The 14,959-nt window shown below is 60.2% G+C and carries 7 protein-coding genes; all 7 read left to right on the top strand.

The features are described from left to right. Positions 1-26: 26 nt before the first annotated feature. The 7 genes from MKZ15_RS16190 (at position 27) to MKZ15_RS16160 (ending at position 14,959) form a co-directional block, all read left to right on the top strand. On the top strand, positions 27-1,400 hold the full coding sequence (locus MKZ15_RS16190; RefSeq protein WP_339816923.1) for a class I SAM-dependent rRNA methyltransferase: 1,374 nt from the start codon (positions 27-29) through the stop codon (positions 1,398-1,400). A 71-nt stretch (positions 1,401-1,471) separates the two neighbouring features. Next, positions 1,472-1,618: a hypothetical protein gene (locus MKZ15_RS16185; RefSeq protein WP_193416385.1), complete on the top strand. Its 147-nt coding sequence runs from the start codon at positions 1,472-1,474 to the stop codon at positions 1,616-1,618. Between the two features lie 129 nt (positions 1,619-1,747). Further along, entirely contained in the window at positions 1,748-5,290 is a 3,543-nt protein-coding gene (gene addB, locus MKZ15_RS16180) for a helicase-exonuclease AddAB subunit AddB (RefSeq protein ID WP_339816921.1), read from the top strand. Then, positions 5,287-9,306 (top strand): helicase-exonuclease AddAB subunit AddA, encoded by a 4,020-nt coding sequence (gene addA / locus MKZ15_RS16175; RefSeq protein WP_339816920.1) that lies wholly within the window; start codon positions 5,287-5,289, stop codon positions 9,304-9,306. Before addB ends, addA begins: the two co-directional genes overlap by 4 nt. A 257-nt stretch (positions 9,307-9,563) precedes the next feature. After that, the gene (locus MKZ15_RS16170) at positions 9,564-10,766 is read left to right on the top strand and encodes an exonuclease SbcCD subunit D (RefSeq protein WP_339816919.1); all 1,203 of its coding nucleotides are present in this window, start codon (positions 9,564-9,566) and stop codon (positions 10,764-10,766) included. Next, positions 10,763-14,188: an AAA family ATPase gene (locus MKZ15_RS16165; protein WP_339816917.1), complete on the top strand. Its 3,426-nt coding sequence runs from the start codon at positions 10,763-10,765 to the stop codon at positions 14,186-14,188. Before MKZ15_RS16170 ends, MKZ15_RS16165 begins: the two co-directional genes overlap by 4 nt. A gap of 27 nt (positions 14,189-14,215) precedes the next feature. Next, a complete protein-coding gene (locus MKZ15_RS16160; RefSeq protein WP_339816916.1) occupies positions 14,216-14,959 on the top strand; it encodes a response regulator transcription factor in 744 nt (247 codons plus the stop codon).

Below are 14,959 nucleotides of genomic sequence, written 5' to 3'. Positions count from 1 at the left end.
TTTTTTTATGAGGAGTGAAGTATCGAGTGGCGAGGGTTATACTGCAGCGCAGCCGTAAGAAACGGTTGGAAAAAGGGCATCCTTGGATCTTCAAGAACGAAATTGAGAGTGTAGAAGGTAACGTAGAGCCGGGCGCTTTGGTTGAAATTGTCGATTACCGACACCGCTACCTGGCAACAGGGTATTACAATCCGGCTTCGCAAATTACCGTCCGCGTCGTATCCTATACGCCGCTGGCGGCGATGGACACCGCCTTTTTTGTCCGTCGGTTTACGGAATGCTTGAAGCATCGGGAACGGTTCGTGAAAGAGGATGCCTACCGGCTGGTCTACGGGGAAGCGGACTTTCTGCCTGGTCTGATCGTAGACAAGTTTGGAGAGGTGCTGGTCGTGCAACTGCTGACGTTGGGGATGGACCGCTGCCGAGAGCAGATCGTCGCGGCGCTGACGGAAGTGTTGCATCCCGTTGGCATCTACGAACGCAGCGACGTATCCGTGCGTGAAATGGAAGGCCTGGAGCAGGTGAAGGGTCCGATCTTCGGAGAGCCGCCGCGTCATGTCATCGTGACGGAGAACGGGCTCCAGATTGAAGTGGATATCGAGCAGGGGCAAAAAACGGGATATTTCTTCGACCAACGGGAAAATCGGGCCTCCATCAAGCCGCTGATGACCGGTTGGGGCGAGCGCAGCGGCACCGCACTGCAGGAGTTGCCCACGGAAGACGGCGGAGTTCGACTTGCACCGGTCAACCGGAACGGCAAAGAGGTCACCTTCCCATATTGGGACGGGGCGACCGTGCTGGAATGCTTCTCACACACCGGAAGCTTCACCCTGCACGCCTGCCAATACGGGGCGAAAAAGGTAACCTGCCTCGATATCTCCGAGCATGCGATCGAAAGCGCGAAACGGAACGTCGAGTTAAACGGGTTCACCGACCGCGTTGAATTTGTCGTGGCCGACGCGTTTGACTATTTGCGCAGCCAAGTGAAGGGTCTGGAGGAGCGGACGCGCAGGGCGGCTCAGGACGGCAAGGTCGATACTTCCGTACCGCTGACGGCCGGCGGCGGACGGACCTGGGATGTCGTCATTCTCGATCCGCCGGCGTTCGCCAAGACGAAATCGGCGGTCAAAGGTGCCTGCCGAGGCTACAAGGACATTAACCTTCACGGCATGAAGCTGGTTAACGAAGGCGGGTATTTGGTAACGGCCAGCTGCTCCTACCACATGCGGCCGGATCTGTTCCTGGAGACGATTTTGGAGGCCGCGGAGGATGCCGGAAAAGTGCTGCGCCTGGTCGAATGGCGGGCGGCTGGAAAAGACCATCCTCAAATTCTGGGGGTCGACGAAGGACATTACCTGAAATTCGCCATTTTCGAGGTGCGTAGTAAAGACGCTCTCTAACCTTGGAAACCAAGATACAAGGATGTAACATTTTTCCTGATTTCTGCCGATAGCTAAGGGTAAGAGGAAAAATGAAAGGGAGAGGGTACAATGAAGCCTTTGCGCAAGGGGACGCCAAATCGGGTCTAGGCTTGCTGCTCGATTTCGTCCGAAACATCCCGACTCACCCGGAATGGATGGACAGCTACATGAAAAGTAGGCAACAGGCTGATTTCTGAATTGAACAGGGATAGATGGGCCTCGTTTCGCGATTATCGCGGAGCGGGGCTATTTTTTATATGCGAATGTTTGATCGTATTTATGCTATACTGAAAACTAACGAATTGTCCGTGGTAGGAGGTACTTCCATGTCTTTACGGTTCATACTCGGCCGCTCCGGCAGCGGCAAAACCAGCCTCATTCTCGACCGGGTAACCGCGGCACTGCGCGAGCATCCCACCGGTCCGCCGCTCATCATCTTAACCCCGGAACAAGGCACCTTCCAAATCGAACAGCGGATCGCCACCGCCCCGGGACTTCGCGGTACCGTCCGCACTCAGGTGCTGGGCTTTCGCCGCCTGGCGCTGCGCGTCATGCAGGAAACCGGCGGTGCGGCGCTTGTACCGATCGATGACGAAGGCAAGAAAATGCTGCTGTACAAGCTCATGCGCCGTCGGAAAGGCGAGTTAAAGCTGTTTGGGCACGGCGGGGATCAGCTCGGATTAATCGACCGGATCGCCGGACTGTATACGGAAATGAAAAAATATAACGTGGATTTCCCGACTTTGCAGGAGCACTATCGCCTTTTGGAACAAAGCGAAGGAGAGTCCCCGTTACTGAAGGATAAAATGCACGACCTTAGCCTGCTGTTCGCCGAATTCGACGAGGAGCTGTCCCGCTTGTACATCGACAACGAGGACCATGTGGTCAAGCTGGCACAGGGAGCCGGGAAATCGGATTATTTGCGGGGGGCAGAGATTTGGATCGACGGATTCCATACGCTTACCCCGCAGGAATACACGGCGATTATCGAACTGCTCAAGGCCGCCGCGTCTGTCACGATCTCGTTGACGCTGGATCGAACCTATAATGACGGAACGCTGCCGCATGAGTTAAATCTGTTCCACACACCCGCATCCGCCTTCGTCAAATTGAACCAACTGGCTGCGGAGGCTGGAATTGAAGTCCAGCCAGCCGAGCTGCTGGAGGAGCGTCCATTTCCCCGTTTTCGGGAGAGCGAGACGCTTTCGTATCTGGAGTCAGCTTACGAGCGGCGCTCACCGTGGCCGCAGTCAACTCCGCCGCAAGATCTGGGACGGGCTTTGTCTATACACCGGGCAGCCAGCCGGCGCGCCGAGGTTGAAGGCACCGCTCGCGAGATGGTGCGCTTGGCTCGGGAAGAAGGAATACGCTGGCGGGATATGGCGCTGCTGGTTCGTAATCTAGGGGATTACGAAGAGCTGCTCGCTCCGACGATGGAAGCCTACGGGATCCCTTGTTTTCTTGATCAGAAGACAAGCATGTTGTTTCACCCGATGGTTGAATTTATCCGTGCGGCGCTGGACGTCGTGCTCGGGTTTTGGAAATATGATGACGTATTCCGCTGCGTAAAAAGTGAATTTCTTCTGCCGCTGGACGGCAGCTTGACGCGCGAGCATATGGATATGCTGGAGAATTATGCGTTGGCGAGCGGCATTCAAGGCTACCGTTGGTTTGACGGGCGGCCATGGAAGTCCGCGCCAAGCCTGTCGCTCGAGCAGGATGATCAAACAACGGCTTCGGCCAAGGCCTTGGAGCAGTTGAAACTGCTAGAACGTTGCCGCGCTGCGGTTGCCGGTCCTTTGTCGGCGTTCGAGAAAGAGATCCGGAAGGCGAAAAACGCCGCCGACATGTGTGCCGCCGTGTATCAGATGCTGGAGAGCGTTGAGGCGGCTCAGCGCCTGGATGTGCTGGCCCACCAGATGGTACGTGAAGGTAAGCCTCGCCAGGCGATGGAGCATCGCCAATTATGGGGCGCGGTGCTTGACGTGTTGGACCAGATCGTAGAAATGATGGGGGACGAGCCCCTGGAGATGGAGCTGTTTGCCGGCGTGCTGGAGACCGGACTGAAGGAGCTCAAGGTGTCGCTGGTGCCGCCTTCGCTCGACCAGGTGCTGATCGGGAGCACCGAGCGTACGCGTTCGGGGCAGGTCAAGCATCTGTTCCTGCTGGGAATTAACGAAGGAATCATGCCGGCGAACCTGCAAGAGGAGGGCGTGCTTAGCGAGCAGGAGCGCCAGCGTCTGGCGGAGATCGGCTTAGAGCTGGCCCCGGGGCTTGCTCGCAAGCTGCTGGATGAGCGCTTCCTCGTGTATGAGGCGTTGTCGGGGGCGAGCCGCTCGCTGTGGCTTAGCTATCCGGCTGCGGACGGGGAGGGCGGCGCACTTCTGCCGTCCGAGGTCATCCGACATGTGAAACGGATCTTCCCGGGACTTCAGGAGCGGCCGCTTGCCTTAGCGCCGGGACCTTCCGATGGACTGGACGACCAGGCTGCTTTGCCAATGGAGTTTGTCTCGCGACCAGGACCCGCGCTCAGCGCTTTGATTGGTCAACTGCGGCGATGGAAAGCGGGGGAGCCCATTTCGCCGTTATGGTGGCGCGTGCTGGAATGGTACAAGACCCAACCGGAATGGGAGAGCAAAGCATCGCGTTTGCTCACTTCGCTGGATTATCGAAATCGGGTGCGCGGCTTGACGCCGGCGACCAGCAGGCGGTTATACGGCAAGCGGCTGCGGACGAGCGTGTCACGGATGGAGCAGTTCTCGGCTTGTCCGTTCGCGCATTTCGCTTCCCATGGACTGAAGCTGAAGGAACGTCAGCTCTACCGGCTGCAAGCGCCGGATATCGGGCAGCTGTTCCATGCTGCACTCAGTCAGATGGCAATTACCTTCAAGGCGCAAAACCGCAGTTGGGGTAGCCTCACGCCAGAGGAAGCGATTCAAGCGGCGAACACGGCGGTCGATGAACTCGCACCGAAGCTTCAGGGAGAAATCCTGTTAAGCTCCAAGCGTTACGGGTATATCTCCCGTAAGCTCAAAGCCATCGTCGGCCGGGCTTCGCTGATCCTTGGCGAGCAGGCGCGGCGCGGCAGCTTCGAACCGGTCGGGCTGGAGCTGGATTTCGGACCGGGGCGGTCACTGCCTCCACTGACGTTTGAGTTACCTAACGGCTGCGTCATGGAAATCGTTGGCCGGATTGACCGGGTTGATATGGCGGAAGGTGAACAAGGCTTGCTGCTGCGGGTCATTGATTACAAGTCGAGTCAGACCGATCTGAAGCTGCATGAAGTGTATTACGGCTTGTCGCTGCAAATGCTCACCTACCTGGATGTCTTGCTGTCCTCGGCGGAAGCTTGGTTAGGCGAGCCAGCGCTTCCGGCAGGCACGTTGTATTTCCACGTGCACAATCCGCTGCTGCAGAGCAGTAACGGCATGAGTGCGGAGCAGGCGCAGCAAGAATTGTTGAAGCGGTTCAAAATGAAAGGCCTGCTGCTGGCGGACCGGGATGTGATCGCGAAAATGGACGCGCAGCTGGAGAAAGGGTATTCGGAGATTATCCCCGTTGCGCTTAAGGCGGACGGCGGGTTCTACAGCAGCGCTTCTGTGGCGACGCCGGATCAGTGGGATACGCTGCTGGGTTCCGTGCGGCAGACGATCACCGAGATTGGCACCCGCATCACCGACGGTGACGTGCAGATTGCCCCTTACCGACTTGGGATGGAGACGGCTTGTACGTTTTGTCCCTACAAACCGGTGTGCCGGTTCGAAGAGTCGCTGGACGGAAATGCGTACCACGTACTCGGCAAGCCGGGCAAAAACGAGATTTGGCAGCTCCTTGGACAGGAGAGCGGAAAGGAGACGACCCCTTCATGACAACCACGATGAAACCCAAACCGGCCGGCACTTATTGGAGTGATGACCAATGGCGGGCGATTGCCCTGTCTGGCGGCGATATGCTGGTTGCAGCAGCGGCTGGCTCCGGCAAGACAGCGGTGCTTGTCGAACGGATCATCCGAAAGCTGATGGACCGCGAGCAGCCGTTAAGCGTTGATCGGTTGTTGGTCGCTACGTTCACCAAAGCAGCGGCCGCGGAGATGCGGGGGCGGATCACGGAAGCGCTGGAGAAGGAGCTTGCCAAGGATTCGAACAATGAGTATTTGAATCGTCAGTTGGCCATGTTGGGGCGGGCTTCGATTACAACGCTCCACTCCTTCTGCATGGAGGTCATTCAGCGCTACTATACGTTGATTCCGCTGGATCCGGGCTTTCGGATCGCTTCGGAAAGTGAAACGGCGCTCTTGCGGCAAGAGGTACTTGAGGAGCTACTCGAGGAAAAATACGGCAGCGAACCGGTGGACAGCCCGTTTGTAAAGCTGGTCGATCGGTTTGGCGGGGAGCGCAGCGATGCGGCTGTGTTTACGCTGATACAGCGGCTTTACGATTTCTCCCGCAGCCATCCTTGGCCGGATCATTGGCTGCAGGAAGCGTCCTCGGCCTTTTTGGCACCGGATCTGGACGCCTTGGAGAAGAGCGCATGGGTCCAAAGCCTGCTGGCCGATACGGCATTGGCGCTCGGAGGCGCGATGAGCCTGCTGTCGCAAGCGAAGGCGTTGGCAATGTCTCCGGGAGGACCGGAGCCTTACGCCTTGACGCTGGAGGAAGACCTTAACGTTGTCCAGTCGCTGCAAGAAGCGGTGGCTGGAGGAGCTTGGGCTTCGTTGTACGACGTGTTTCAGGGGGCGAGCTTCGGCAAACTGAAGCCGGTGAAGAAGGATCAGACCGATCCGGATATCCAGGAGCGGGTGAAGGCGCTGCGGGAAGATGCGAAAAAGACCCTCGCCGATTTGCGCTCGCAGCTGTACGGGCGGCCGGCGGAGGCATTTTTGCGGGAGATGCATGACATGGCTCCATTGCTTGGCGCCCTATCCGGTTTAGTCAGCGAATTCGGGGAACGTTACCGTCTGCACAAGGTCTCTAAAGGCTGGCTCGATTTCTCCGATCTGGAGCATTATTGCCTGCGGATTCTACGGCATCCGGATTCGGAGCCGGGCGAGCTCCGTCCGTCCGACGCCGCTCTGGAATACCGCCAGCAGTTCGATGAGGTGCTGCTGGACGAATACCAGGATACCAATACAGTTCAGGAGACGATCGTACGGTTGATCGCCCGGGAGAACCCGGGCAACCGGTTTATGGTCGGTGACGTGAAGCAGAGTATTTACCGCTTCCGTTTGGCCGAGCCTGGTTTGTTCCTGGAGAAATATCGGACCTATGGGGATGATTTTGACGGGGCCGGGCTGCGTATCGATTTAGCCAGGAACTTTCGCAGCCGGCGCGAGGTCGTCGACGCGGTGAATTTACTGTTCCGGCAAATCATGAACGAAAGCGTGGCGGAAATTTCTTACGATCCCCGCGCCGAGTTGGTGTATGGAGAAGGTTTTCCACTTGAGGCTATAGAGGATTATCGCCCCGAGTTATTGCTGATTGATCGCGACGCGGGTTCGGGAGGAATTTCGGAATCATCCGACCGCGGAGACGGCGAAACGACGCAAGGCGAAGGTGGGGAAGAGGAAGATGAGGCCGCTTTGATTGAAGCGGTGCGTCTGGAGGCCCGTGCGATTGCGGCCCGTATCCGCGGGATGCTGGGGGAAGGCGGCGAACCGCTACGCATTTATGATAAACAGCTGCAGGCGATGCGTCCGGTGACTTTCCGGGACATGGTGATTTTGCTGCGTTCGACGCTGACCTGGGCACCGGCCATGATTGAGGAGCTTCGGGTAGAAGGGATCCCGGCATACGGGGAACTGAGCCAGGGGTATTTTCAGGCTTCCGAGGTCGAAACGATGTTGTCGCTCTTGCAGGTCATTGATAACCCGCTGCAGGACATCCCGCTGGCGGCGGTGTTGCGCTCCCCGCTCTATGATTTCTCCGAGGAGGAGCTGGCGGACATCCGCCTCGCATCCCCTGGTGGCCGTTATTATGAGGCGGTGCTCGCAAGGGCTGCTGCCGGGAATGCGGAGATGTCGCCGGAAGGCGGAGACAACCAAATGAATGATTCGGGGGGAGAGTCTTTAACCCCGGTGGCTGGGCTTGAACGTGATGTGCTGTCGCTCAAGCTGCTAGCCTTCTTGCGGCAGTTGGAGGTTTGGCGCGGCTTGGCCCGAGTCGGGCAATTGGGCGATCTGATTCGGGAGATTTACCGGGAAACCGGTTATCTGGAATGGGTCGGCGGCCTGCCGGGCGGAACTCAGCGCCAAAGCAACCTGCAGGCGCTGCTGGACCGGGCGAAACAATACGAGGTATCCTCCTCTGCACCGGGTTTGTTCCGCTTCCTGCGCTACGTGAACCGGCTGCGCGAGAACGGCGGCGACCTCGGCGCGCCAGGAGATGGCGGGGAGCAAGGCGATGGCGTTCGAATGATGACGATCCACAAGAGTAAAGGCTTGGAGTTTCCGGTCGTGTTTGTCGCCGGATTGTCGAAGCAATTTAACCGACAGGACTTAAATGCGCCATTCCTGATGCATAAGGAGATGGGATTTGGCCCGAAATACGTTGACGCGGATACTCGCGTCAGCTACCCGACGCTGCCGAATCTGGCCATCCGGCGACGGGCGCAAATGGAGCTATTAGCGGAGGAAATGCGCGTGTTATACGTGGCGCTAACCCGCCCGAAGGACAAGCTTGTGCTTGTCTCTTCGGTGAAGAGCCTCACCAAATCCGTCGAAGTCTGGGGCGGCGCGCTGGAGGCTGACGGCGAACAACTGCCGGATTATTTGCTGGCGCGGGGTCGCTGTTACCTCGACTGGATTGGCCCGGCCTTGATTCGCCACCCGAGTGCTCGGGAGCTTCGGCAGTTCGCCGGGCTGCCGGAAACGGGCTCCACCCTGTTGGCGGACAGCCCATCCGAGTGGAATGTCGCGTTTATTTCCGCTCGTGCGGCGGGACAGACCGGCGGAGCGGAAGCGGCGGTCACCGCGGAGCATGCGGCGGATCCGGCGCAAATCAAGGCGTTGCTTCAAGGAGGCCCAGTAGCGGTTCTGCCGGGAGCGGTGGACGATTCAGAAGCCGCTGCGGTGAAAGAAGCAGTGGCGACCCGGCTAAGCTGGACGTATCCTTATGCTGCAGCCAGCCGGATAGCGGCCAAAACCTCTGTGACGGAGATGAAGGCGCTGTTGGCGATGCAAGAGGAACCGGCGCGTGACGTCTTCGCCGAAGCGGAGCTGGCGCACGAACGGGAGCAGGCGGAGGCGGCGGAGCAGCCCGAGTTCAAGCTGCATCTGCGGCGGCCGCGATTCATGGAGCAGCGCAAGCTGACGCCAACCGAACGCGGGGTTGCATACCACACGCTGATGCAGCATCTGCCGTTTGATGCGGAGCCGGGGATCGGTGTGGTTCAAGCGACGCTGACCGGACTCGTCGAGCGGCAGATCATGACCACCGAGCAGGCGGCCGCAATCGACGCGGAGAACATCGCGAGATTGCTGTTAAGCCCGCTGGGCGAGCTGCTGCGTCAGGCGGATTGGGTGAAGCGAGAAATGCCGTTCAGCTATGGGCTGCCCGCGGCGGAAGCTTCGCCGCAGCTTGGAGGCCTGGAAGCAGCGGATGAAGCTCTGGCCGGTGCATTTGCTGGCGAAGCGATCCGGGAGCTGGACGGGGAAATCGTGCTGATCCAGGGGATCGTGGACTGCCTTTTCGCCGTGGACGGCAAAGTGTACCTGCTCGACTACAAAAGCGACCGGGTGCTGGAGCATCGCGGCGGCACGGCGGCGCTGGCGGAATCGTACCGGTTCCAACTGGAGCTGTACGCCAAAGCGGTCGAAGAAATCACCGGCGCGGCGGTTGATGAGAAGTGGCTGTATTTCTTCGATGGCGGCCAAGCGGTGAAGCTGTAAGAGAATCAATTAAACTAAGAAGCACAGATACAGATAGAGTGAAATGATGTTCTTATTTCGGCAAATCCGTGCGGTTAAGGAAATATAGCGATATTGCCGGAATAGCGACATCTGTTCACTCTATTTCTTTCGGTGAGCTTCCTAAGCTAGCAATGGAATATACTAGAGTCAAATACTAGAGTTTATGAACTGTATTGTTGAAGAACTAGGATGTTGAAACGCCGGCGTTCGTTGGCGGGATTAAGGGGGAGAAACGGATGCGTATATTACATACGGGCGATTGGCATTTGGGACGTACGCTGGAAGGACGCAGCCGGCTTGCAGAGCAGGAGGCGTTCTTGGAGGAGCTGGCGCGGATGGTGAAGGAGCAACAGGTCGATCTCGTCCTGATGGCAGGTGACGTCTATGACAGCGTGAACCCGCCGGCCGCGGCGGAGGGAATGTTCTACGAAGCGGCGGCAAGGCTGACGGAGACCGGCTGCCATCTGGCAGTGATCGCAGGCAACCATGACCAGCCGGAACGGGTGGCCGCAGTGTCGCCGCTGGTTGCGCGCCGGGGCATCTCGTTGGTGGGGCTGCCGGTACCGAAGGCGATCACCGTCCCCGTTGCCCGCACCGGGGAAACGGCGAGCATCGCCGCACTGCCATATCCGTCGGAAGCCCGCCTGTCCGAGCTGCTGGCTGGGGATGCGGACGAGTCCGAGTTGCGGCTCGCCTACAGCGCTAAGGTGGGGCTGCTGATGCGGCAGTTGGCGGGCGCATTCCGTCCGGACACGGTTAATCTCGCAATGAGCCATATTTATGTACTCGGCGGACTGGAGTCCGATTCCGAACGTCCGATCCAAGTTGGTGGCGCTTATACCGTTGACCCGTCCGCGCTCGACGTAGGCGCGCAATATACGGCGCTGGGCCATCTGCACCGGCCGCAGGCGGTCAAAGGCGGCGGATTGACCCGGTACAGCGGGTCGCCGTTGGCGTATTCTTTTTCCGAGGCGGGACAAGCCAAGTCGGTGATGCTATTGGACGTGGCGCCCGGCAAAGAGCCGATCCTGGAGGAGTTGTTTCTGAGCAGCGGTCGGCCGTTGGTCCGTTGGAGCTGTCGGGGCGGACTAGCGGAAGCGTATCGCTGGCTGGAGGAGGGACGGGACGCTAATGCGTTTATCGACCTCGAAATCAGCCTAACCGAAGCGATGTCACTAGGCGATATCCAGGCGCTGCGCAAAGCCCATGAGGGTATCGTGCATATTCGGCCGGTGTATCCCGGACGGGAACTGGAGGAGGACGAACTGACGTCCCGCGCGAGCGTGCCGGTGCATGAGCTGTTTCGGAAGTTTTATCAGCGTCAAACCGGCGGGGCGGAGCCCGAGGAGGAATTGGTTGAGCTGTTTATGTCGCTTGTCTCCGAGGGAGAGGACGAGGCTTCGAGCGAAGATGAACTTGCGGAGGGGGGAAGCCGATGAAGCCGATTACGCTGAAATTAGCCGGGCTGCAAAGCTACCGCGAGTCGCAGACGATCGATTTCACAGAGCTGTGCGAGACGGGATTGTTTGGCATTTTTGGGCCGACGGGCAGCGGGAAGTCGACGATCTTGGACGCGATTACGTTGGCCTTGTACGGCAAGGTCGGCCGGGCATCCGGCGGAACCCAAGGCATCATGAATCATTCGGAGGACACGTTGTTCGTGGCGTTTACGTTCGAGCTGAACTCCGCCGCCGGCACGGAACGCTATCGCGTGGAGCGACGCTTTAAACGGCAGGGTGAGCTGTCGGTGAGCAACACGATCAGCCGGTTTATCGAAATCCTACCCGAAGGGGAAAAAGTCGTCGCCGACAAGCTCGCCGATGTAACGCGTTGTGTGGAGCAGAAGCTTGGCCTCAAGATGGACGATTTCACCCGCGCGGTTGTGCTGCCCCAAGGCAAATTCGCCGAGTTTCTGTCCCTGAAAGGAGCGGACCGCCGGGCGATGCTGCAGCGGTTGTTTCACTTGGAGAAATACGGCGACTTATTAGGGCAGAAGCTAACCCGCAAGGTACGGGGCAACGAGCAGCGCCGGGGCGAGGTGGCCGCCGAGCAGCAAGGGCTCGGCAACGCCTCCGCCGAGGCGCTGGAGCAAGCGGCGGCAGCGGCGCACGAAGCGGCGGAGCAGGCCGCCGAGCGGCGCCGCGAATTGCAGCAGGCGCAGCAGCGCTACGACCAGCTCGCGAAGGTACGCGAGCTGGCGGTGGAGCGCGCCGAGCGCGCGGCGCAGCTTGAGGCGCTGCGCGCGCAAGGCGGCGAGGTCGCCGCGCTGGAAGCGAAGCTGGCGCGCGGAGGCGCCGCCGAGGCGCTCAGGCCGGTGCTCACGGCCTGGAAAGAGGCGCAGCGCGCCGCGGCGGAGCGCGCGCAGCTGGCGGCCGAAGCCGAGCAGGCGGCTCGGGCCGCTGCGGCGGCTGCCGCCAAGGCCAGCGCGGCCGCCGAAGCCGCTGCTGCGGCGCTCGGCCGCGAGGAACCGGCGCTGCTCGTGCGGCTCGAGCAGCTGGAGCAGGCGCGCGGCCTACAGGAAGAGGCCGCGCGCCTCGGCGCCGAGCTGCAGCGGTTCGCGGCGCAGCGCGCGGAGGGCGCGCAGCGCAAGCAAAACCTCGCCGAGCAGACGGCGAAGGAGGAGCAGCTGCTAGCCAAAGCGCAAACGCGCCAGCGCGAGCTGGAGCAGCAGCTGAAGGAAGCGGAGGTCAAGGCCGAGGAGCGCCGTCTGGCGCAAGCCGCCGTACAGCTGGCTCAGCAGCTGACCTCCCTGCAGGAGCAACTCACGGCGGCGGAGCCCGAAGAGGCGGCAGGGCGCTCGAACCTGCAGCAAGCATCGTCCAAGCTGGAGCAAATCGCCGCCGAAGTCGCCGCCGTGCAGCAGTCCGGGCAAATCCTTGCCGGGCAGCTCGCGGAAACCGCCGTACAGTTGGCGGCATTGGAGGAAGAAGTGCGGCAATATGCTAGCGCGCTTACAGGGGACGAAACGACGCTGCGCCAAGCGCTTAAAGCCCGCGAACGCCACTTGTGGGCCGCCCGGCTCGCAGAGCAGTTGGATCACGGCGAGCCATGCCCCGTGTGCGGCTCCGCGCATCATCCGGCACCGGCACAGGCCGATGTCGAAGAGACAGCCGGCGGCGAAGCGGAGCTTGCGGCGCTAGCGGCCTTGATCGCGGAGGCTCGCGAGCTGCAATTCGCCGTCTCCCGCGACCGCGACGCTTGCGGCGCTTTGCTGCAAGCGCTCGGCCGTGACGGCGGCGAACCGGCCCCTGCGGCCGCAACGCTCGCCGCCGCTACCGCCGAGGTGGCCGCGCCGGACGTGCCTGCGCCGGCGCCTGCCGGCTTGGCTGCTCGCCAGCGGCAGGCTATGGCGCTGGGCGAGCGGCACGCGACTTGCCGCCGCCGGGTGGAGGCGCTGCAGCAGGAAGGCCGCGCCGCGCAAAACGCGCTGGCGGCCTTGCAGCCGCAGCGTACCGCCGCCGAAGCGGCCGCGGCAACGGCCTCCGGGCTGCTGGAGCAGGCCGCGGCGCGCAGCGCGCAACACCGGGAAGCCCTCGCGGCCAAGCGGCGCGAGTGGGTGGAGCAATACCCGGGCTTCACGCCAGAGGATGCTGCCCGGCAGATGGAGTCATTTGCCGCGAAAGATCGGTTGGCGGAAGACCTGCGTGGCCGACTGACGGTCAGCGTGCCGTTTATCGAGGAGAAGACGGCAAAGCTTCAGGCATTAGCCGGAGAAACGATCGAGTTGGATAAAACCTTGGTGCAATGGGAAGTGCAGGAGCAAAGTAAACAGGAGCTTCTGCGCGAGAAACAGGAGAGGCTGCATACACTGGCTGGAGAACGCCCTGTTGAGGAGCTGCTTTCGGAAGCTAAGGAGCAGCTGACGGCCCTTCGAAAACAGGCGGAGAGCAGTCGGGTGCAGCAAACCGAAACCACAGCGCGTAGCCACGAGTTGGCCAAAGCAGAGGCGCTTGCCGGTCAAGCGGCAACGGTGGCCCGAGAGCAGGAGGCAGAGCTTCAAGCCCGCTGGCATGAGGCGCTGACGGCATCGCCTTTCGACGGAGAAACCTCCGTCCTGGACAACCTGCTCGCCCCGGGAGAAGCGGAATCCATCGCGGGTAGGGTACAGAACCACCGCAGCCGCGAACAGGAGCTGGTGATCGGCCTTAGTGAGCTGGACGCCAAGCTAGCGGGACAAACGATTAGCGATGAGGAATGGCAGCAAAGCGAAGCGGTGCTGATCGCCGCCAAAGAGCAAGATGAGGTTGCTCTGCAACGGAAGGCCCGCGTCGAGCGGGACTGGGAGGACCTGCAGGTCCGCCACGTCCGCTGGCAGGAGTTGGAGACAGTTCGGGGCCAGTTGGAACAGGAAGCAGGTTTGCTCACCAAATTGCAGTCCGCGTTGCGCGGTAATGCCTTTGTTGAATACGTGGCGGAGGAACAGCTAATGAACGTCAGTCATGCGGCATCCCAACGTCTGCGCTTCCTGACGAAGCAGCGATATGCCCTGGAGACGGATTCCGGCGGCGGATTCGTAATACGCGATGATGCAAGCGGCGGCGTAAAGCGTCCGGTAGCGACGTTGTCGGGCGGAGAGACTTTCTTGGCCTCGCTGGCACTGGCGCTCGCCTTGTCCGCGCAGATCCAGCTGCGCGGACAATATCCGCTGCAGTTCTTTTTCCTGGATGAAGGCTTTGGGACGCTGGATCCGGAACTGTTGGACACGGTGATTACCTCGCTGGAGCATTTGCATCACGATCATCTCTCGGTGGGGATTATTAGCCACGTCGCCGAGCTGCGGGCGCGGTTGGCCCGTAAGTTGGTCGTCATTCCTGCGGAGAGCGGGGGTGCCGGCTCCCGGATTGAGCTGGAACGGTTGTAACGGAAACGGACGGAACGGAGGAACGGTATGAAAATACGGGTGCTGATCGCGGATGACAACTCTTTTATCCGCGAGGGGATGCGGATCATATTGAACAGCTTCGAGGAATTCGAGGTGTCGGAGACGGTGCAGGACGGGCAGGAGGCGGTCGATTACTGCCGGCGAAATCCGGTGGATGTCGCGCTGCTGGACGTGCGGATGCCGAACCTGAACGGTGTGGAAGCGACCCGATTGTTGACGGAGGAAGGGTTGGCAAAGCCGTTGATCCTGACTACGTTCGACGACGATGAATACATTATGGATGCCATCCGTTTCGGGGCCAAAGGGTACTTGCTGAAAAACAATGATCCGGAACGGATCCGCGACGCCATCAAAAGCGTGTATTACGGCCATAACGTCCTGCAGGACGTTGTGCTGGATAAGCTGAAGCAGTCGCTCGCCTCCGGTGCAGTCCCTAGGGAAGCCGTTACGCAAGCGAAGCCGGAACACCAGGACGCTCGGGCGGATGAGGTTGCTCCGGCTCCCGCTTCAGCTGCGGTTCCGATATCGGAAAATCCCTGTCTGCCACCGATTGATCTGGATCCGTTCACCGAACGGGAACTGGAGGTCATGTCGCGAATTGCCAAGGGGTTATCCAACAAGGAAATCGCCAAGGAAATTTTCATTTCCGAGGGAACCGTGGCCAATTACATTACCTCGATCCTGAACAAAACCGGGCTGGAACACCGCACGCAAATCGCCATATATTATTTGACTGGAAGGACTCGCTAG

This window comes from Paenibacillus sp. FSL R7-0216, assembly GCF_037969915.1.
In the GTDB taxonomy this organism is placed as follows: domain Bacteria; phylum Bacillota; class Bacilli; order Paenibacillales; family Paenibacillaceae; genus Fontibacillus; species Fontibacillus rhizolycopersici.
Note: the sequence above shows the minus strand (reverse complement) of the source record. Positions and strands in the feature narration are given on the sequence as shown.

Excerpts from the sequence above, each read along its gene's own strand:
- MKZ15_RS16185 (WP_193416385.1), top strand. The coding sequence starts at position 1,472 with ATGAAAGGGAGAGGGTACAATGAAGCCTTTGCGCAAGGGGACGCCAAA.
- addB (WP_339816921.1), top strand. The coding sequence starts at position 1,748 with ATGTCTTTACGGTTCATACTCGGCCGCTCCGGCAGCGGCAAAACCAGC.
- addA (WP_339816920.1), top strand. The coding sequence starts at position 5,287 with ATGACAACCACGATGAAACCCAAACCGGCCGGCACTTATTGGAGTGAT.
- MKZ15_RS16170 (WP_339816919.1), top strand. The coding sequence starts at position 9,564 with ATGCGTATATTACATACGGGCGATTGGCATTTGGGACGTACGCTGGAA.
- MKZ15_RS16165 (WP_339816917.1), top strand. The coding sequence starts at position 10,763 with ATGAAGCCGATTACGCTGAAATTAGCCGGGCTGCAAAGCTACCGCGAG.
- MKZ15_RS16160 (WP_339816916.1), top strand. The coding sequence starts at position 14,216 with ATGAAAATACGGGTGCTGATCGCGGATGACAACTCTTTTATCCGCGAG.